Annotated in this window: 17 protein-coding genes, 2 tRNA genes and 2 pseudogenes; 10 read left to right on the plus strand and 11 right to left on the minus strand. The window is 53.3% G+C overall.

From position 1 onward, the window contains the following. Positions 1-62 precede the first annotated feature (62 nt). Both GOW56_RS12865 and GOW56_RS12870 read left to right on the plus strand, forming a co-directional pair. A complete protein-coding gene (locus GOW56_RS12865) occupies positions 63-257 on the plus strand; it encodes a hypothetical protein (protein ID WP_171119836.1) in 195 nt (64 codons plus the stop codon). Beyond that, complete coding sequence (locus GOW56_RS12870; RefSeq protein WP_171119818.1) at positions 254-1,723, plus strand: sulfotransferase; 1,470 nt, start codon at positions 254-256, stop codon at positions 1,721-1,723. Before GOW56_RS12865 ends, GOW56_RS12870 begins: the two co-directional genes overlap by 4 nt. Positions 1,724-2,282: 559 nt before the next feature. On the opposite strand, the gene GOW56_RS12875 is transcribed toward GOW56_RS12870, so the two are convergent. From GOW56_RS12875 to GOW56_RS12905, 7 genes are all read right to left on the minus strand, one after another. Further along, positions 2,283-2,918 carry a hypothetical protein gene (locus GOW56_RS12875; protein ID WP_171206132.1) on the minus strand — a complete coding sequence of 212 codons (636 nt, stop codon included), beginning with the start codon at positions 2,916-2,918 and terminating at the stop codon, positions 2,283-2,285. Positions 2,919-2,949: 31 nt separating this feature from the next. Continuing rightward, positions 2,950-3,408, minus strand: a complete 459-nt coding sequence (locus tag GOW56_RS12880; protein WP_254447219.1) for a helix-turn-helix domain-containing protein — start codon at positions 3,406-3,408, stop codon at positions 2,950-2,952. Positions 3,409-3,994: 586 nt separating this feature from the next. After that, a complete protein-coding gene (locus GOW56_RS12885) occupies positions 3,995-4,204 on the minus strand; it encodes a MerR family transcriptional regulator (RefSeq protein WP_170707014.1) in 210 nt (69 codons plus the stop codon). Between the two features lie 111 nt (positions 4,205-4,315). Continuing rightward, the gene (locus tag GOW56_RS12890) at positions 4,316-4,681 is read right to left on the minus strand and encodes a hypothetical protein (protein WP_171206134.1); all 366 of its coding nucleotides are present in this window, start codon (positions 4,679-4,681) and stop codon (positions 4,316-4,318) included. Positions 4,682-4,786: 105 nt separating this feature from the next. Then, a complete protein-coding gene (locus tag GOW56_RS12895; protein WP_171206135.1) occupies positions 4,787-5,299 on the minus strand; it encodes a hypothetical protein in 513 nt (170 codons plus the stop codon). A 2-nt stretch (positions 5,300-5,301) separates the two neighbouring features. Next, positions 5,302-6,489, minus strand: coding sequence for a site-specific integrase (locus tag GOW56_RS12900; protein ID WP_171206136.1), 1,188 nt, complete (start codon positions 6,487-6,489; stop codon positions 5,302-5,304). Positions 6,490-6,636: 147 nt separating this feature from the next. Next, positions 6,637-6,726 (minus strand) — tRNA-Ser (locus GOW56_RS12905). Positions 6,727-7,175: 449 nt separating this feature from the next. Between GOW56_RS12905 and istA the strand changes: the two are divergent. Both istA and istB read left to right on the plus strand, forming a co-directional pair. Further along, positions 7,176-8,661, plus strand: a pseudogene (gene istA / locus GOW56_RS12910) (IS21 family transposase). Beyond that, a pseudogene (gene istB / locus GOW56_RS12915) lies at positions 8,658-9,412 on the plus strand (IS21-like element helper ATPase IstB). The pseudogenes istA and istB overlap by 4 nt, the downstream one beginning before the upstream one ends. A gap of 404 nt (positions 9,413-9,816) precedes the next feature. Here the strand turns inward: istB and GOW56_RS12920 are convergent. Both GOW56_RS12920 and GOW56_RS12925 read right to left on the minus strand, forming a co-directional pair. Beyond that, positions 9,817-10,638 carry a hypothetical protein gene (locus tag GOW56_RS12920; RefSeq protein WP_171206137.1) on the minus strand — a complete coding sequence of 274 codons (822 nt, stop codon included), beginning with the start codon at positions 10,636-10,638 and terminating at the stop codon, positions 9,817-9,819. Continuing rightward, positions 10,596-10,686, minus strand: a tRNA-OTHER gene (locus GOW56_RS12925). The genes GOW56_RS12920 and GOW56_RS12925 overlap by 43 nt, the downstream gene beginning before the upstream one ends. Before the next feature lie 507 nt (positions 10,687-11,193). On the opposite strand from GOW56_RS12925, the gene GOW56_RS12930 reads away from it, so the two are divergent. The 6 genes from GOW56_RS12930 (at position 11,194) to GOW56_RS12955 (ending at position 15,918) form a co-directional block, all read left to right on the plus strand. Beyond that, entirely contained in the window at positions 11,194-12,378 is a 1,185-nt protein-coding gene (locus GOW56_RS12930) for a site-specific integrase (protein ID WP_171206138.1), read from the plus strand. Positions 12,379-12,689: 311 nt separating this feature from the next. Continuing rightward, positions 12,690-13,229, plus strand: coding sequence for a hypothetical protein (locus GOW56_RS12935; RefSeq protein WP_171206139.1), 540 nt, complete (start codon positions 12,690-12,692; stop codon positions 13,227-13,229). A 274-nt stretch (positions 13,230-13,503) separates the two neighbouring features. Next, positions 13,504-14,226: a hypothetical protein gene (locus tag GOW56_RS12940; protein ID WP_171206140.1), complete on the plus strand. Its 723-nt coding sequence runs from the start codon at positions 13,504-13,506 to the stop codon at positions 14,224-14,226. An 85-nt stretch (positions 14,227-14,311) separates the two neighbouring features. Next, entirely contained in the window at positions 14,312-14,560 is a 249-nt protein-coding gene (locus tag GOW56_RS12945; protein ID WP_171206141.1) for an AlpA family transcriptional regulator, read from the plus strand. 122 nt (positions 14,561-14,682) lie between these two features. After that, the gene (locus tag GOW56_RS12950; RefSeq protein ID WP_171206142.1) at positions 14,683-14,901 is read left to right on the plus strand and encodes a hypothetical protein; all 219 of its coding nucleotides are present in this window, start codon (positions 14,683-14,685) and stop codon (positions 14,899-14,901) included. 186 nt (positions 14,902-15,087) lie between these two features. Next, positions 15,088-15,918, plus strand: a complete 831-nt coding sequence (locus GOW56_RS12955) for a hypothetical protein (protein ID WP_254447220.1) — start codon at positions 15,088-15,090, stop codon at positions 15,916-15,918. Positions 15,919-16,407: 489 nt separating this feature from the next. On the opposite strand, the gene GOW56_RS12960 is transcribed toward GOW56_RS12955, so the two are convergent. Continuing rightward, positions 16,408-16,995, minus strand: a complete 588-nt coding sequence (locus tag GOW56_RS12960) for a hypothetical protein (protein ID WP_171206143.1) — start codon at positions 16,993-16,995, stop codon at positions 16,408-16,410. Beyond that, positions 16,995-17,858: an HAD family hydrolase gene (locus GOW56_RS12965; protein ID WP_171206144.1), complete on the minus strand. Its 864-nt coding sequence runs from the start codon at positions 17,856-17,858 to the stop codon at positions 16,995-16,997. The genes GOW56_RS12960 and GOW56_RS12965 overlap by 1 nt, the downstream gene beginning before the upstream one ends. Positions 17,859-18,261 lie beyond the last annotated feature (403 nt).

The raw sequence follows: 18,261 nt of genomic DNA on the forward strand, positions 1-18,261 counted from the left end.
TGAACCAGCCCGCTAATCATAAGTTTAAAGGTCGCCTAATCCCGTTGTGGCTTATTTGCTGCATGGCCTTTGCGACGCTGGCCAGTCCGGCACATGCCTATATCGGTCCCGGTGCCGGGTTGGGCGCGATTGCTGTTACGATTGCCGTCATTCTTGGTGTTGTGTTTCTGCTTGTCGGGCTGGTCTGGTTTCCGCTTAAACGTTGGATCGGGGGGCGGAAAAATCAGGCTGGTTCCGAAAACGATCCGACGCCATGATAGCAGCGATAGCCGTTTCGCTCTTGGCAGTTGCCGGATTTATTCTGGCCCTGTGGCAAACAAATATCGCAGGGACGGCCCAACACGTCGTGAGCACCTGTATGGCCGGTGTCACCGCGCTATTTGACAACCAACATTCTGACGACGCCAAGGAAGCGGCCGCAAGGCAAGCAGGGCTGAAGCTGCTGGTGGGTGGGCTGAACTTGACGTGGCGCATTGCGCTGGCTCTGACGGCGGCGGGTCTCCCGATTGCGCTGGCGGACTGGTCCGGAATCGCAACAGGTGCGGCGGTGCTTGGGGTCATGCTTCGTCTGGATTACATCGTCGTGGTATCGGTCCTTGCTTTTGCAGGCGCAAAAATTGGCAGCCGGCTACGACGCGCGGATACGGAGGAACATGTTGAAGGCGGCCAATACTCACCGGTTGACCAGTTTGTGCATAACCTTGCCTTCTCAGGACCGGCGATACTGAAACTGGCCTCGCGGCTTGAAGATCGCATGACGAGGCAATCTTCCACTGCTGATGCCACTCAACCTGTTTTTGTGACATCCCTGGCACGAGGCGGGACCACCGCTGTCCTCAACGCTTTGCATGATGCGCCCGAAGTGGCCACGCATATCTATCGGGATATGCCATTTCTGACGGCTCCTGTTCTATGGGATAAAATCGCGGGCGGGCCGAAGCGGGGTGTTCGGCGGCAGCAGCGCGCCCATGGCGACGGGCTGGAGATCGATCTTGATAGCCCTGAGGCGTTCGAGGAGGCCATTTGGAAATCGTTTTGGCCAGATCGCTTCAAGGGGACTTCGATTCCCCTTTGGAACACTTGCGATACAAACCCTCAGGCAGATCATTTTTTTCGGCAGCACATGTGTAGCATCATCAGGGCGCGGAACAGTCAGGCCGGACCGGAAAATGCGCTAAAAACGCGCTACTGTTCTAAGAACAACGCCAACATTGCCCGGATACCCTATCTGCTCAAATCTATTCCGGATTGCAGGATCGTCGTACCGGTGCGACGGCCGGAATGCCATGCTGAATCACTTCTGCGACAGCACATCAATTTCAGCAAGCTTCAGGCCAGAGACAGTTTTGTGAGCCGATATATGGCCGATATCGGCCATTTCGAATTTGGCGATCTGCATAAACCGTTTTTATTTCCCGGATTTGAGCCAGAGCACAAAGACACGTATCATCCAGACTATTGGCTGGACTATTGGATTTGTGCGTTTCGGGCGCTTCAGGAGTATAAGGAACATTGTGTTTTTTTGTTTCAGGATGATCTGCGCTCTGCGCCTCAGCGAACGATGGAGACCTTATGTGACATGTTAGGGCTGTCGCGTACCCACCAGAGATTCGAACGCTATTTCCTTCCCAATCCTGACGCTGCTACGGTTGAAAACCTTGATACCAAACGCTTGCAAGAGGCCCGCGATATTTATTATGCCCTCAAGGAGGCAACTGCCTGAACTGAAGGCTAACACTGTCCTAAAATAGTGCCGACTGAAGGTTGCAATCAACTACTGACTGTTAGCTAGCGGCGTAAACCCAAAGTAGAAGTTGCGCCTCCCGAGTTTTTGGTAGGTCATATCCCGCCCTCCTGCCAACCGACACTGGAATTTGAACGTCCGGAAGATGCGGTTTTCAAACTGTCGCACATGCGAAAGACCGAAGCTCGCTTAACGGCAGGGAGGGGCTCGGTGCAGACATCCGACTAGTTCTGTAGAATTACTGTTTTGTGTCGGTGACCAGTCCGCACCCAATCAATGGATCAGCTTCTGCAGTTCCTTGTCGGCTCGGATCAGTTCGCTGATGGTTTTGCGAAACTACTCAGCATTTCGCGATCTTTCACCGTGCTTCCATGACGGGTGGCTTGGCCCAGCGGCGTGTCCACCGCGCGCACCGTGAACGCGGCACACGGTCCAACCTCTGACTGATGGAGCACGACATCGCTTGCCAGTGGACTTCGCCGTTGCTGTGCATCTGGGCGCATCATTGAGTCTTTTCGTAGGGTCCATGGGGTTGTCGTCACTTTTTGTCATCGCCCAGCCCCCCACTGTGGATGTTCCCAACTATGGCCTGGCCACCTTCCTTCACCTCGACGCGTTCAACGCGCACGGTCTGATTTGCCTTTGACCTATACTTTTTGAGGGTTTCAACTTGGCTGGTGAAAGTACGCGCGAGTTTGTTAAGCGCCTGTTCCGCTGAATCTTGCTGAGGGAGAGTTTTTACATGGTTCAGGCGCCGTGCCATCAACATCGTAGCCTGATGGATCGCACCCATTTGGATCGCAAGCATGGCTTCGATCTCGTCCTGCGGCTTAACGCCAGCAACAACCGACATCACAAAGTTCGATGCTGTCTCGGAGACAGAGCTGTCCTGTTGCCCAAGAGTCGCGACTTGATCCATGACGCCCTCGAAGAACCGGTAGTCTGCTGTGCCGAGCTCATGCATCGCCAAAGCACAGGCCACCGTTGGATCTTTTCCCTTGTGCCCAACCGTGAGCCTGCGTGTATCTTCATCGAAGTCCAACTTGATGTCCGGTGCCCGGACGCGCGTTTTCTTTCGATCCCTCAGATCAGCAACCGCGTTGATTTCCGCCTCGGTGAGCTCGGAGCCCTTTGTCAGCAGATCGTTGCCATTGTCTTTCTGTGTCTTGCTCATGTCCGCCTCGCGTAACAGGGAGTGGTTAGTATTAGTGTTCCGTTTCAGAACCGATGGACCGTCGAGAAATCGGCCTGACCGGTTCTGGTTTGGAACCATGGGAGGTCTTTGGGTTCTCAAACGGAACCACCGAGGATGCTGACGGGTCCGTCTTAGAACCGCGTTTTGTTTTTTCCGGCTGCCAGAACCGCCAGTCATTGGTGGCGGCCTTCTTTCCAGATCGGGCCTGCGTCGGCTTGGTCGTCAACCGCCATTCATGCGCTCGCCGATGATACCAGTTGCCTTCCTGCTCCAACACAAGGAAGCCTTTTTCCTGCAGATCCTCGAAGGCGCGCTGAATAGTGGCCTTGCCCAATCCGAGAGTTTCCGCCGCCTCGTTCATCGACAGAAAAACCTTGCCGTTGTTGCCACCGTGGTAGCGGGTGTGAAGCTCCAACCAGAGCTTCACTGCAGGTCCGGGCAACGCTCGCCATGCCGGAGATTTGATCATGGCATAAGGCAGAGGAACATATTGACCCTCATTCGACCGTTTACCCTTGCGAGATCGCCGCCTACTCATGGCGACAACTCCGTGGGAAATGCTCGGGCAAACCATTCAGTTCAGGGATATCAAAGCTGATATGCGCCCGGACGAGCCGGATTAGGCCGGATTTGGACACACAGTACCCAAGCGTGTCCCAAGCCGCTCCCCCGGCTGGAAATTGGGGTCTCTGGCGCTGAAACAGCCATTGGATACTGTCCCGGCATACGGCGACGCGGTAGATACCATGGCGAAAGATTTCGCCGCTGTAGGTCTCAGCGGTTTCCCGATGATCAGTGCGGGAAAGAGGGCCAGTGTCTGGCCCGCTTGCATAGCTCTGGTTGCGCGGTTTGGAAACGGACACATCAGCCATGATCGATCCGTCCTTTCCGAATATTCACTCTTTCGACAGAGTGGCTCAAAGGCGACCAGTAGTACCGGCGCTCGTTTTGTCTTGTCGGCGCGGGGCATCCTGTGGCATCAACAGAACTTGCTAGGGTGGCAGTTGATGTCACTGGAAAAGCCCCATCTCCGCGCTTGGAGTTGGGGTTTTTCATTATGCAGCCTCGTTGTTGGGATCGGTGCGCCGCGTCGCCAGCCAGGCGTTCAGATCAGCGCCGTGATAGGCGATCCGCCGACCGATGCGGATAAAGGCCGGACCACACATGCGGTGGCGCCATTGAGCCAGCTTTTCGCGGTTTCCCAGCAATTGCATTTCAGGGTCTTCTGGGAAGTAGACCCGGTCGTCATTGAAGACGTTTGCCATCGTTGAAATCCTCTTGGATCAGTTGCGATGGCTCCTAATTATAGGCAGCTTTGCCGAAGTTTCACCAAACTATTTCCTGCGCCTAAGCGCTTTCCAGAAGCGAGAAAACGCTTAGGCGTTTTTCCTGAACACTGCTTCGTATCTCGATTTGAAAGGCTCCACTGACCGCAACGCGGTTCCGTAGTCCGCATGAGTTTTTTGCGTTTTGGGGAAGTCCTCATGTTTCTCAACTGTCTTTTCCAAAGCTTGCTCAACGATGCGTTCTTCACTGACAAAATCGACCGCGCCTGACAACTGCTCGATTTGCTGCATCAGTAGCTCCAAGTTTTGGAGCCTGCGTTGTCGTGATGAACGCGCCCCGGCTTTTCCGGCCTTAACTCGAGTTTCTTTTGCTAAAATAGCCGCCTCTTCTGTCCCGCCTGCAATCGACTGTATTTCCTTGGTGTAGTAACCAGCGGCAAAATCGTCGTAAGTCACGAACTGGAACAAAAACAAACGCGCCGCAAGACTAGCCAGTGAAGAGTCCGGGAAATGGTTCAGGCAGTATTCAAATCGCGCAACGGCAGACCAATTCTCTCCAAATTACTCTTTCATCCAAGCAATATGCTCGTCACCTAGCCATTCAAGTACACGAGAGGATGTCTTGTAATCCCCTTTATCTATTACACCAGCTTCAGAAAGAGCCCGATAGCACACCGAGTGAACATCATCATCGTCGCAACGCCTAAACATCGCAGTCATGATCCTGCATGGATCGTCAACTGAACCAAATAAGTCTTTTAGTCGTTTTGGGTAACCGTAATGTTCTCCGTACGTCAGGCCGATGGGCATTGCCTTCAAGTATTCACGAGCCGCATCCTCGGTCGGGAAATATGAAAGCCCTGTTTGTTCTTTGTCCAGACCTGTCCGACTTGTAACCGAAACTTCCCAAATTGTGTCTCCTTCTTGGAGCTCTTCGAAACCGTCTTGGTAATACCCGCCATTGAGCAGTTCTAGATTGGGTGAAAGCACATCACCTATCACTACCGGAATGATTTGATGTGCGATTATTTCTGTGAGCCTGTTGGGTTTAACCCACTTGTTGTCTTCCGCCATCTCTAGCAGCCCTCAAGACTGGTGTTACACACAAATCTATTCCAATCAGAAATCAAGCTTCTTCGTCGCTCCAACAAATCCGACCGTGCATAAGCCCGCTCCACATCGGACCCAACCTGATGCGCCAATGCTGCTTCTGCGAGTTCACGTGGTGCGTTTGCAGACTCCGCCGCCCAATCTCGGAACGAACTGCGGAAGCCATGCACAGTGACGCCATCTTGCCGCATCCGGCGCAGCAGCATCAGCATGGACATGTTCGACAACGGCTGATGCCGCTTTTGCCCCTCGAATACATAGTCAGAGGCCAGCGCGCGCAGCGGCTCCAGAATGGCCAGCATTTCGTCAGCGAGGGGCACGCGGTGGACCTGCCCGCCTTTCATGCGCTCCGATGGTATGGTCCACAGGCGCGCATCGACGTCGACCTCGGGCCATTTCATCTCCAGAACTTCTGAGGTTCGGCAGGCGGTCAGAATGGTGAACTGCAACGCCTTGGCAGCCATGGCCGATCGGGTCTGCAACTCCGCATAGAACGCGGGCACCTCCTGCCACGGCATCGCGTCATGGTGCTGGACCTTGGCCTTGACGGTGGGCAACACTTTACCTTCACGGATGGCGGTCACCGGGTTCTCTCCCGAGCGGAAGCCCTTGGACTTTGCCACGTCGAGCACTGTCTTGATCCGTTGAGACAGTCGCTTCGCCGTTTCGTGTTTCTCGGTCCAGATGGGGGATAGGCACATCAGCACTTCGGGCTGATCGATGCTGTCCACGGGCATACGGCCGATCTTGGGGAACGCGTAGTCGCGCAAGGTGTTGAGCCATTGCTGTCCATGTTTGGCATTCTTCCATGTAGGCAGGCGATCAATGTGAACCTGGCGGCTGAGTTCTTCAAAGGTCGGGATTTCGCGCTGAGCATTGAAACGCGGGTTCAACCCGGCTTTTGCCATCCGACGATATTCGAGCGCTCTTTCTCGAGCCTGGTTCAAAGTGACAACATCAGCGCCGCCCAAACCAAAATCCGTTCTCAGCGGTGCGCCCTTTCGGTTCTTCTGCCCTTTGACCGTTACGCGCACGATCCAGCGTCGCGCACCAGAGGGGTCAACAACAAGGTACAGGCCAGAACCGTCGCCATGCCGACCCTGGCCAAGATTCTCTACTAGCTTCTTTGTCAGCTTCCCGCTGAGCGCAGCCATGGAAATACCACACAATATACCACTCAATAGAAAATATTAAGGACAACTGGGTAAAACTCAAGATGATACTACTAGATAGTAAGTGCCTGCTATTTATAGGAATACGGCACGTTAAACACGCCACATCAACTCACTGAAATAGGTAAATGGCGGAGACGAAGGGATTCGAACCCTCGAGACGGTTTCCCGCCTACTCCCTTAGCAGGGGAGCGCCTTCGACCACTCGGCCACGTCTCCATCGACGGGTATATCCTTGCAAGCGACGGGAATACAAGGCGAAATATCTGATTTGTGCCCCCCTCGGACAAAATTGTTGAACCCGTTGAAATCACGGTAAAAGACACCAGCTTAGATGGATCATGGGCCAGATTTGGAGAATTTTTTCTGAAGCCTTTATTCAACGCGGTGCCACCAAACCTTCAGGTTCGAAGCGAAACAGCATATCGATTCCCCGTTCTGCATAGTTGTGCCGATTATGAGATCATTTTCTGAAAGCGATGAAGTTCTCTTGTTACAGTTGGTTATGAGAACGGCGGTGAGAAAGTCGACCACGGTAGCGGCGGGATGATCTTGGTGCGGGCGGCGTAAAAGTCGTCCATCTTTTCCCTTTCTTTTGACGGAGGGAGGGTGGGAGGATCTTCACCGTGGATTTGTATCGCAAAGTTCGTTTGGCCTGTGCCGAGGGCATGAGTCAGCGAGAAGCGGCGCGGCATTTCGGGATATCTCGTGACAGCGTTCGCAAGATTTTGGCGTTTTCAGTTCCGCCCGGCTACCGGCGGTCAGCACCGATCCGGCGGCCTAAGCTGGATGGGTTCACCGGGATCATCGATCAATGGCTGTCGGAAGATCGGCAGCGGCCGCGCAAGCAGCGGCATACGGCCAAGCGGATCTTCGAACGCCTGCGCGATGAGCATGGCTTCGAGGGTGGTTACACCATCATCAAGGATTATGTTCGGGAGCACGGTCGACGGCATCGCGAGATGTTCGTGCCCCTTAATCATGCACCGGGCCATGCTCAGGCCGATTTCGGCGAAGCAGTGGTTGTGATCGGAGGCATTGAGCAGAAGGCCCACTTCTTTGCCTTGGATCTGCCGCACAGCGACGCCTGCTACGTCCGGGCCTATCCGGCGGCGACAGCGGAGGCCTGGATGGACGGGCACGTCCATGCCTTTGGGTTCTTCGGGGCCGTTCCGCAGTTGATCCTGTACGACAACGACCGGTGCCTTGTGGCGAAGATCGAGCCCGACGGAACTCGCAGACGCGCGCGGCTGTTCAGCGAGATGCTGTCCCACTATGTGATCCGGGACCGCTACGGACGTCCAGGTAAGGGCAACGACAAGGGGTCCGTCGAAGGGCTGGTTGGCTATTCCCGGCGCAACTTCATGGTGCCGGTCCCGAGCTTTCCGACTTGGGACGCCTTCAACAACTGGCTCGAAGAGCAGTGCCGGAAGCGCCAAAACGACAAGCTGCGCGGGCACAATCAGACGATTGGAGAGCGGCTTCAACGCGATCTGGAGGCAATGGCGGTCTCGCCGGCCACGCCCTTCGAAGCCTGCGAACAGGCCACGGGCCGGGTCAGTTCCCTGTCGCTGCTGCGCTATAAGACCAACGACTATTCCGTGCCGGTTGCCTACGGCCATCGCGAAGTCTGGATCCGCGCCTATGTTGACCGGGTGGTCATCGGATGTGGTGGGGAGGTCATCGCGCGGCATGTTCGCAGCTACGACCGCGAGGACATGGTCTTCGATCCGGTTCATTACCTGCCGCTGATTGAGAAGAAGATAAACGCTTTCGAACAGGCGGCTCCGCTGGCCGGATGGGAGCTTCCCAAGGCGTTTGATACTCTCCAGAGGCTGATGGAGGCACGCATGCTGAAAACCGGACGGCGCGAATACGTGCAGGTTCTACGGCTGCTCGAAAGCTTCGAGATGGAGGAGGTTCATGCTGCCGTGAAGACGGCTCTCCAGATGGGAGCAATCAGCTTCCCCTCTCATTGATTGCTAGGCAATCAACTGCCGGGCAGTGGATGCCGTAAAGCATCTGGTGCTGTGTCGGGTGGAGCGGCGGCCGCCGAGGCTCGATCTGGATGTCTACCCGTTCCTGCCACGGGCCAAGGTGGCGACGACATCTCCGGCCAGTTACATGTGCCTGACAACAGGTGCCTCGACATGACGGAGACGCCACAGATCCTGCTGAACCACCAACTCAAAAAGCTGAAGCTGCCGACCATCCTGCGGGAATACGACAAGCAGGCTCGGCTCTGCGCTGCCGAAGGGAGAGATCACGTCCAGTTCCTGGCCCGTCTGATCGAGCTCGAACTCATCGACCGGGAACGGCGCATGATCGAACGCCGGATCAAGGCCGCGAAATTCCCGGCGACCAAGAGCCTCGATAGCTTCGACTTCACGGCGATCCCAAACCTCAACAAGATGCAGGTACTCGAACTCGCCCGCTGCGAATGGATCGACCGTTGCGAGAACGTCATTGCTCTCGGCCCCAGCGGCACCGGTAAGACCCACGTGGCCTTGGTCTTGGCCTGGCCGCCTGCCAGAAAGGCCTGGCAGTCCGCTTTACTACTGCCGCAGCCATCGTGCACGAATTGATGGAAGCTCGCGATGAACGCCAGCTCCTGCGGCTTCAAAAGCAATTGGTGAAGCAGAAGCTGCTGATCATCGACGAACTGGGCTTCGTACCACTCTCCAAGACAGGCGCTGAGTTACTGTTCGAACTGATCTCCCAGCGATACGAACGCGGGTCGATCCTGATCACCTCGAACCTGCCGTTCGAGGAATGGACGGAAACATTCGGATCCGAGCGTCTCACTGGTGCCTTGCTCGACCGGCTGACCCACCATGTCAGCATTCTGGAGATGAACGGAGAAAGCTATCGCCTGGCACAGAGCAGGGCTCGGCAGAATTCCTAAAACACAGAAAAGATTGGTCCTGGCGGACCAAGACGCCTTGGCAACCGCCAGCTTTATCGGAGCGCGTTTGCCAAGGCGCCGGTCACCCAATCAGTGGACGACTTTTGCTCCGCCCCATGGCCGGTTTTTACGCCGCCGTTGACAGACAGCCAGAGTTTTCCCCGGTCTGAGGCGCGGTTTGGTGCGGCCCTGCGTAGGGTTCAGCCGGTTCTGCGGCGACAGGGTGTAAACATCGCGTTCAGTCGGGAGGGTAAAGCGGGGATGCGGGTGATAGAATTAACAAACCATTGAAAATTCACGCGGCAACGAATGCTCAAGCGCTCGACCTGAACAGTCGAGCGCTTTTAGACTTCTAAGGGCCCATATGTAAATTCTCAACATCGCTTTAGTCCGCCATGCGGACATTAACGATCATAATATTCTTGGTAACTCACAACCAATCCGGGTGCCTCTGTCTTCAGCAACCGTACAATTGAATCAAAACGCTTTGGCGGAGACGTTTCACGTTCTATCTTTTCAACGCGACTAGTCAACTCATACCGATCAAGAAGGTAATCAAGATCTAACTTAGACACGTGGTTTAATTTGCGATCCAGTTCCCTAACAAATCGGATTGAAAAAGAAATCAAAGTGGAGATATCTTTGAGCGTCGGCCGACCTTTCTCAAAATGATCCAGTAATCTATCAACATCTAGGGAAGCAAAGTTAGATTTGATTGTAGCTTTTTGTTTTCTCAGTCGATTTTCTTGTTTGGCGGTTAGTTTGGCACTGGAACGTTTGTGAACTATACGGTTTCGCCAGTGGATTGTTAAGCAAGCTCCCACATGTAAAAAATCGTCCTCTCCTAAGAGAAATTCAGCCACGTCGGTAGTTTTCTCTGCGCTGGTTGTTTTTCCGGACCATCGTTCTCTTACAACTGTGAGCCGTTTGAAATTTGAAATGGTTGCGATATATTCCTTTAGGGCTCCACACACCTTTTGCATAGTGGCTTCAACCGCAAAGCGGCGAGCTTTTCTTGCCGCTGCATTTTGGTCATCGGGGTTCCACGAAATCTTCAAACCGGCTGGCTTCTTGTAGCCATTCTCTACGGCATCTAAACCAACCACAATTGTGTTCAGATAGGCCACTGCTTCGCCGACTTCGCCAAGAAAAAATCTGAGTGGTTGCGTCGCAGCCGAAAAATTGGTGACGCCATCGGGACTCGAACCCGCGCTTCCTGCTTTCAAAGTATAATCCTCTAATCGGCAGGCGTGCTACCATTACACTATGACGCCTCGAGAAGATTGATACATAAGCGCTTGATTTCAGGTCAATATCAAAAACGGTTCAAGGTCTTCTTCTCAGAGTCTTTAGGCTGACGGTGCTGACAGCACTGACGGTGAATGTTGGAGAGGTTTTGTTGTGGGAGAGATTCGGGAGCTTGGGACGCGGAACTGGTTGCAACATCGTCGCTGTTCTTTGCAGTGTGGCGTAGCACCGGTGTAGCACCGTGGTGAGATGCCCTAAACGCAAAAAGCGCCCCTTGGGGCGCTAAATATTTGATATCTGACTGGTATTTTTGGTTGCGGGAGCAGGATTTGAACCTGCGACCTTCAGGTTGTGAGATAGCATAGGCCCACTCGCACCAACTACGCCGGAAAACGCTGACTTACCCTATCTTATTGAAATTGTTGTTTTATTATTGACGTCCCGCACGCCCCGTCCCTACCTCTTACGCCATGAACCGCTTCCAGTTGCTTCCACAATGCTTCCATGGGGCCATGAAAGAGAAAGGATGAGAGATGACCAAACTGACCAAACGCGCCGTAGAAGCCTTGCCCGTGGAGGTGAAAGACTATTTTGTTTGGGACAGCCAGGTTACCGGGTTTGGTGTCCGCGTCTTGCCCTCCGGGGCCAAGACCTATCAGGCGCAGTATCGCAAAGGCGGACGGACACGGCGTGTTTCCATCGGACGACATGGCAAGATCACCGTCGACGAGGCGCGGAAGCTAGCAAAGGAACTCATGGGGCAAGTGGCCAAGGGTGAGAACCCCGCCGAAGAAATCGCCCAGCATCGGCGTGCACCCACAGTCGTAGCCTTGTGTGAGCGGTTTTTTGACACCCACGTAGAGGAACGCTGCAAGCCGTCCACCCAAGGGGAGTACCGCAGGGCAATCGACCTGTTCATCGTTCCGGCCATTGGCAGCTTCAAAGTGGTGGACGTTGAACGGAAAGACATAGCCGAACTGCACCACAAGTTCCGAGACAAGCCCTATCAGGCGAACCGGACATTGGGCGTTCTGTCCAAGATGTTCAATCTGGAAGAAATCTGGGGCTTGCGGCCTGACGGTTCAAACCCCTGTCGCCATGTCCCGAAATACCGTGAAGAGAAGCGGGAACGGTTTCTAAGCCAAGATGAGTTGCGATGTCTCGGGCAGGTTTTGTCAGAAGCCGAACGGGATGGATCGGAATCACCGTTTATCATCGCCGCCTTCCGGCTTTTGATACTGACCGGCTGTCGCCTTGGTGAAATTCAGACCTTGCAATGGTCTTTCATCACAGACGCCGGAATGGAGCTACCAGACACCAAGACGGGCGCGCGGCGCATTCCCCTGCCCCAAGCGGCCCGAGCGGTTCTGAGCGTCCTGCCACGGCTTCCTGACAACCCTTACGTTATAGCCGGGGCTGTTTCCGGCCACTACGCGACCGACCTGCAAAAGCCATGGCGACGTATACGTAAGCGGGCTGGTCTGCGTGATGTCCGCATTCATGACTTGCGCCATACCTATGCATCAAATGCCGTATCGTCGGGAATGCCCATTCAGATGGTCGGGCGGTTGCTGGGCCATAGTCAAATTCAGACCACGATGCGGTATGCGCATTTGGCAGATGATCCAGTGCGGCAGGCTGCTGAAGAAAACGCTGCGCGGCTCGACGCATTAGTGGGAATGCCAAACGCCGGCCACACTTTGCGTGTCACGATTTAGGCACGGCGCAGCCCTACATAAGGTTACGTTACATAGGGATCAGAGTAGGCATTACCTTATGTAGGAGAGTGTTCGTTCCCCTCGTAACAAAATTCACCAAACTAAAGTCAAGCACAATACTACGGCACGGAGGCTTGAGCATTAGTTCTCATGAGATCTGGATGCTGCAAGTGCATTCAGCATTTCAAAGCCTAAAGTTAATTATGCTGCCCAGTGCAACGGAAGGCACTCAAGATTTGGAGTCTTGCTCATTGAAGGTAATTTTATTGGCCTAAGACGCTTTCCTATTTACGTTTTGGGATTTTGGTTCGATGCTCGACCGGGTGGATATGAAAAAGCTCATAGACGGCGAAATCGAACTGACCGCGCATCGCGAGGCTACTCATGCGATATACAAAACCTTGCATGAGCAATTCTTCCTTAAGAACTGTAGCCTCAAAAGAGCAAACAATGTTATCGGAAATCTCCTTGGTGCTTCTGCCAGCAGTTGGCGCGTTGTAGGGATTACACCCGCTGCACTTGAGCTGTTTAAGGCTGTTGACTTTAAAGCGCGTCCACGAGGCATTCAGAGAGCCCACAAATACAATCGCATAGACACCGTAAAAGAAATCTTGGAGACCGATCAGCCATTGAGCGAAGCGGAATTATTCAATCGATGGATTTCAAAGGACGTTACGGTCCTCTGCTTAAACAAAGAGAATCGAAATATTCTGAATAATAGTTACATCGAGATCGAAAACCCCGAGGGCGAGCTGTTTTCGAACGCTTATATCGGATATACGTTCCGACGTACCCACGAAGGACAATTCCTAAGTGATCTTTGGCAAAAAAAGTCGATGCCTAGCGTTTGATCCGCTTTGTACTTTAGGTCGGCATTGTCGGCAAAGCCGCCATCAGCAACGATTTTTATTGCAACCGTAACGAACGGTCGCTGTGTGACCTACATGTTCAGGTCCTCGGCTCTCGAACACTCTTAACTTTACTTTCCGCAGGGAGCGCGAGCGCATTGCTGTACATAGAGGGTTGAACCCGCCGTGCTTGATTTCTACCGATATACCAGCGCGAGATCGCCTTCCATGGGCGGTAAACATTACCGCAACCAACAAGCAGACCGAGACTAGCAGAATGAGTTATTTAGAAATTTGGAAGCAGTCCCATTGGCTTTCCAAATCCGCAGAAGCCTTTGCTGCGCATTTCTTTAAAGAAGAGTGGGTTGCAGCGCAGGATTTGCGCGGGGACAAACATTGGCTTGAAGTCTTTGGCGACGCGATGGCGCAGGCGAGCACCGAAGTCGCAGACGGGTGGGAGCGCGCGCAGATTGGCGCTCAAAAGCTTAGCGAGATCAGCACGCCTAAGCTCGAGTTAAAAAGACGGGCCACTGATGAAATCGTAAAATTGCTAAGAAAAGGCGTTTATCGCGCCTATGGCTTCGATAGGCCACGGACCCTTGACTTGGAGCCGGTTCAAATCCCGCAAGAGGCTTGGAACGAACGCTTTGCCTTTGAGAAGAACGAAGTGCACCATCAATCCCTACGTTTCATTGACGTTAGAGTGCGCATGATGAGTGCGGAGAATGATCCGCTTTTGAAAGCTCAGCCCTACCCTGTTCCCGCGAAAGCCGGGCGGCCTTCGATAAAAGAAGATGTCGAAGCAGCGTTTCGTGTTTTGGCGGCGCAGGAACAAATAGACGTTTCCTTGCCCGCAAAGGCTAACATTGACCGTGTTCGACAACAGATGCGCGTAGCGCACCCTCAGAAGTATCCGCTCGCTGACAAGCCGGGATACGAAGGTATAAGGCCTCATTTCTCGCCTCTCTTTGAAGATTTGAAGAACGCCAGAAAACAGTAAATTCGCTGGTAATTTACTGTTGTATTTACTGTTTCTGAGTTGAGGCAGAACCAAGAGCATCAACAACTCAATAAGGAGTAAACAGATGCTCACGAACGAACCCGCAAACGACAACAACCGCTCCGCGACAGACTATCTGGACGGCTTTATCGACGAAAGCAAAGCCGCCGACTTCCTGTGTCAGAGCGTGCGCACCATCCAGAAATGGCGCGTGACGGGGTTTGGCCCGAAATTCTACAAGTCGGGTCGGTCTGTCCGCTACCGCCGCCGTGAGCTTTTGGAATGGGCTGAGGCGCGCCGCTACGGCAACACCAGCAGTTACACCGCAGCCTGAGTTTTGCCCGCGCAGGGTTGGCAGCGCTGCGCGGGATTTTGGGGCCGGAATGGCTCTGACGGGGCGCGGGCGAAACGGTCCCGCGTCCCTTTCCTCAAACATCAACAGAAAGACACTGAACCATGGTAAATCAGCCTGCACAGAAATTCAAAATCGGCCTGATCACCGCAACTATCTGGGACAATGACGGCTTCTACTCGGTCGATATGCCCCGCGCCTACAAGACCGATACCGGCGAATGGCGCAATTCAAACAGCTTCCATCATTCAGACCTGCTCAATATTGCCAAATGCGCGGAGCGCGCCGAAATCTGGATTGGCCGTCAAACCAATGCCAGGTGATGGCAGCGCCGGAGCGGCTTCGCTCCGGCCCCAAAACAAATGCTGCCCCGCCGGAGGCACTCAGGGGGCGCAAGCCCCCGCACTCTTTTCCCCACATCGCCAAACATCCCAGCGGCAGGGCATGCCGCGATTGAGGGGGCCATGTAACACCCCCCTCCACGAATACGAAATCGAAGGTCAGCGTAAATGGAAGCTACTATCCTGCATTCGGGCTTCGATGGGCTGAAATTTACTGTTCAAGCCGATATCCCCGAGGACTTTCGCGAAGAACTGGCATCTGCCAAGCAACATGCCAAAGAAACCTACGGAGATTGCGTCCTTGAATTTGGCACCGTGTCACTCAACGTGACCAGCAAGGGCGCGCGCGGCTTCACCGCTCACACTGGCGACCATGGGGCTGTGTGGCTGTTCCAAGACCCGCAAGACCGTATTCCCAACAATCCCGGCATCACCGTCGACTTCCGTGCTTTTGGGCTTGCCACAGGCGGCCTAGAAGGGGCTGAGATGCACTTTCGCGAGTGCATGGAGGCGTTCGGCGTCAAGTATGTAGAAACGCAATTGCGTGTCGCGCGGGCTGACTTCGCCGTAGATTTGCTGGCCCCTTGGTTTGAACCCGACCGCGAAGCCTTGGTGGTTCCACCCGGGACCAAGGTAACAGAGTTTACCGGATTTGATGAAACCGCGACTGTATCCAGCGGCGCGCGTGTGGTTGGCTTGCGCGCCGGGGCAGTCGCCAATCGACAATTGGCGATCTATGACAAGCGGGCCGAAGTGATCCAGCAGAACAAGATGGGCTGGCTGACGATCTGGAATGCAGCACTTGAAGCCGCAGGCAAACCACACCTTGACCTGAGCGACCGGGCCTCAAGTCAGGTCTGGCGATTTGAAATGCGGCTTGGCTCCAAGCAACTCCGAAACCGCTTCGAGATGCGTAACTGGCAGGACGTGCAAGGCATCATTGGAGACGCCTTCACAGACGCGCTGGGGCGCATTCGGTACTGCATTGCCCACCGTTGACGCAAATCGCGCCCGCTGGCCCACACACGAGCTTTGGCGGCAGTTTGAGGCCCTAGTTGTCAATGACCTACTACAAAACTGTGCGGGCGTTCTGCCAAGCGAGGTGATCCAAGCCAATCGAGCGGCAAAAATGCGCGAGCTGGACACCCTGCTAGCAGGGCTGTTTATCACCCGTGCTGCGATTTCAGGCGTTTCTTCGGACGGTTTTTATCAGTTCTTGGAGTGTCATACTGAGGTGTTGGGTCGGCTGATCGACGAGAACGCTACACCACTCGGAGACAGGCTTTCCAAGGCAAGCGGAAGGTATCGGTTAATTTGAGATTGACGGCACGGCTACCTTAAAAGCCTCCACAACTTCCAAATCAAACAAGCAGTCGAGATGCACTTTGTCATTTGCATAGTTATGACAAATCCCTGTTGCCCCGCAGTTTAAACGGGTATTCAAACACATTCTCAACAGTTCATTGTCGAGGCGCACCCAATATTACTCTAATCGGTAGGTACGGCCACAATACCACCCGCCCACGCAAAAAATAAAAAGGCAATTACCGAGAGGTAAGCTACTGATTTGTAGAAAATTGCAAGTTTGGCATCTGATCGCAGGAGATACTTCCCCTCTTTTTCAGTAACTTCTGCGAACAGTACCTTTGCTAACAGGAAGAGAATCCAGTTGGACACTGTGCATTTCGTTATATCCAGTGCGCTGTTGTCGCCAATTTTACTTGTCAAACTGAACCCGGGAGCTCTTTGTGACAGGTATTGTTCGACATCCAGCCCGCTCATAACCGATCCTACAAGTAGCCTGTGGTACCAATGGCGGTCTACAAAATAGAACAACATGGAGATACCAAATATGCCAAGAAAAACAAACAACACGCCATGTATTTCGTAACCGAATGCCGGGATCATAATGTCTTTGGCTCTAGTCTCCAAAATACCAATGAGCGCGCAAAGGCCTGCAATTAAGGTGGCGAATACGTTTCTTATTTTCATACAAATTTCATTGAAGTGCTGTTGCACATCCACTGTTTTTTTCCATGCTTCAATTGCAAGGCTGTCCACCTTATCTTCGTCCATCATTTGTTTCCTACAAAATCGAATTTTTCGAGAATTTGTCCAAAGTGCTTGTCCAAAACAATTTCAGGCTCGACGTCACGCGCTGCTACTCTTTTTTCCCTTTCAACGTCCTCATCGCTCCAATGCGTTACCTCGCGTAGAAGCTCATATTCTGGGCGCTGCAAAGCAATTCCATACTTAGCCCATGCATGATCGACCCCAACGTCTTCTGCCATCGCAATATCTTTGTGCCTGCTATCACCAACATAGACACAATCCTCAGTTCTAAGACCGATTTCAGACAAAATCGCATTGAGAATATCAACGTTGGGTTTGAACTGCCCTGTTGGCGTATACTTGTGGATCGTCTTCTTTAGCTGGTAACTTTCGGCGGGGTACTTTCGTATTGTGTGGACATCCATCCCTTTTGGTAAGTCGTGGTCTTCGGGTGAAAACAGGATGTCAATCGTCTCATCGAGTGCCAACTTACGAAGACGATAATTGGTATAGAATGCCATCGATTCAGTATATGCCACGATTGTTACGCCTTTCGACGCCAAAAAACTCAATGTCTCTGAGACCGTGGGGTACAGCTTCAGGCTTTTTGACCTCGCTTCTCTGAACTGTTCAATCGCCGGTTTGAAAATCGTTCGAATATCTTCGCCCGAACCGAGCCTTTGAAGACAGGGTAGTTCTTCAAGCAAGAAAGCGTACTCGCTGGTTCCGTGTTTTTGGTGGATCGTACGGATTTCCGATTTTAGGACATCTTCCTGTACACCGCTGATTTCAATAACTTTCTTCAACATGGCGGAAAAAGAGTTGTACCAAATGTCAACCCAATCAAATAGCGTGTTGTCTAAGTCCGTTATGAGCGCTTTTTTCATAGGTTTGCACTTCTTCCATATGTTCGCTGTTTAACTGAAATTGATACTGTCTATTACAGGATCGCCCATTGCCTTTTGAGGCACCGCGAAACCTATAGCAAGACCATGGGTTCCATGTGACGATCATCAGTTCTTCACTTTTCCATCGCTAGGGTTTTCTTACGACATTTACGGTAGTCGAACACCTCACTGTTTACCGCACCGGTCGAAAGGTTTGTTGCCCGCACAGCACATCCCTTCTGCTCCCCCGTTTGCTTCCACAGTGCTTCCAGTTGAGTTTGCACAAATGGAGACACCGCCGTGAGGCGGTGCATAAGTGCTTGATATCTGACTGTTTATATTGGTTGCGGGAGCAGGATTTGAACCTGCGACCTTCAGGTTATGAGCCTGACGAGCTACCGGG

Origin of the sequence: Ruegeria sp. HKCCA0235A, from assembly GCF_013033235.1 — a bacterium.
Classification (GTDB): Bacteria; Pseudomonadota; Alphaproteobacteria; order Rhodobacterales; family Rhodobacteraceae; genus Ruegeria.

What these genes read in the sequence shown, in the direction of transcription:
- GOW56_RS12865 (WP_171119836.1), top strand. Translation starts at nt 63, where the DNA reads ATGGCCTTTGCGACGCTGGCCAGTCCGGCACATGCCTATATCGGTCCC.
- GOW56_RS12870 (WP_171119818.1), top strand. Translation starts at nt 254, where the DNA reads ATGATAGCAGCGATAGCCGTTTCGCTCTTGGCAGTTGCCGGATTTATT.
- GOW56_RS12875 (WP_171206132.1), bottom strand. Translation starts at nt 2,918, where the DNA reads ATGAGCAAGACACAGAAAGACAATGGCAACGATCTGCTGACAAAGGGC.
- GOW56_RS12880 (WP_254447219.1), bottom strand. Translation starts at nt 3,408, where the DNA reads ATGATCAAATCTCCGGCATGGCGAGCGTTGCCCGGACCTGCAGTGAAG.
- GOW56_RS12885 (WP_170707014.1), bottom strand. Translation starts at nt 4,204, where the DNA reads ATGGCAAACGTCTTCAATGACGACCGGGTCTACTTCCCAGAAGACCCT.
- GOW56_RS12895 (WP_171206135.1), bottom strand. Translation starts at nt 5,299, where the DNA reads ATGGCGGAAGACAACAAGTGGGTTAAACCCAACAGGCTCACAGAAATA.
- GOW56_RS12900 (WP_171206136.1), bottom strand. Translation starts at nt 6,489, where the DNA reads ATGGCTGCGCTCAGCGGGAAGCTGACAAAGAAGCTAGTAGAGAATCTT.
- GOW56_RS12930 (WP_171206138.1), top strand. Translation starts at nt 11,194, where the DNA reads ATGACCAAACTGACCAAACGCGCCGTAGAAGCCTTGCCCGTGGAGGTG.
- GOW56_RS12935 (WP_171206139.1), top strand. Translation starts at nt 12,690, where the DNA reads ATGCTCGACCGGGTGGATATGAAAAAGCTCATAGACGGCGAAATCGAA.
- GOW56_RS12940 (WP_171206140.1), top strand. Translation starts at nt 13,504, where the DNA reads ATGAGTTATTTAGAAATTTGGAAGCAGTCCCATTGGCTTTCCAAATCC.
- GOW56_RS12945 (WP_171206141.1), top strand. Translation starts at nt 14,312, where the DNA reads ATGCTCACGAACGAACCCGCAAACGACAACAACCGCTCCGCGACAGAC.
- GOW56_RS12950 (WP_171206142.1), top strand. Translation starts at nt 14,683, where the DNA reads ATGGTAAATCAGCCTGCACAGAAATTCAAAATCGGCCTGATCACCGCA.
- GOW56_RS12955 (WP_254447220.1), top strand. Translation starts at nt 15,088, where the DNA reads ATGGAAGCTACTATCCTGCATTCGGGCTTCGATGGGCTGAAATTTACT.
- GOW56_RS12960 (WP_171206143.1), bottom strand. Translation starts at nt 16,995, where the DNA reads ATGGACGAAGATAAGGTGGACAGCCTTGCAATTGAAGCATGGAAAAAA.
- GOW56_RS12965 (WP_171206144.1), bottom strand. Translation starts at nt 17,858, where the DNA reads ATGAAAAAAGCGCTCATAACGGACTTAGACAACACGCTATTTGATTGG.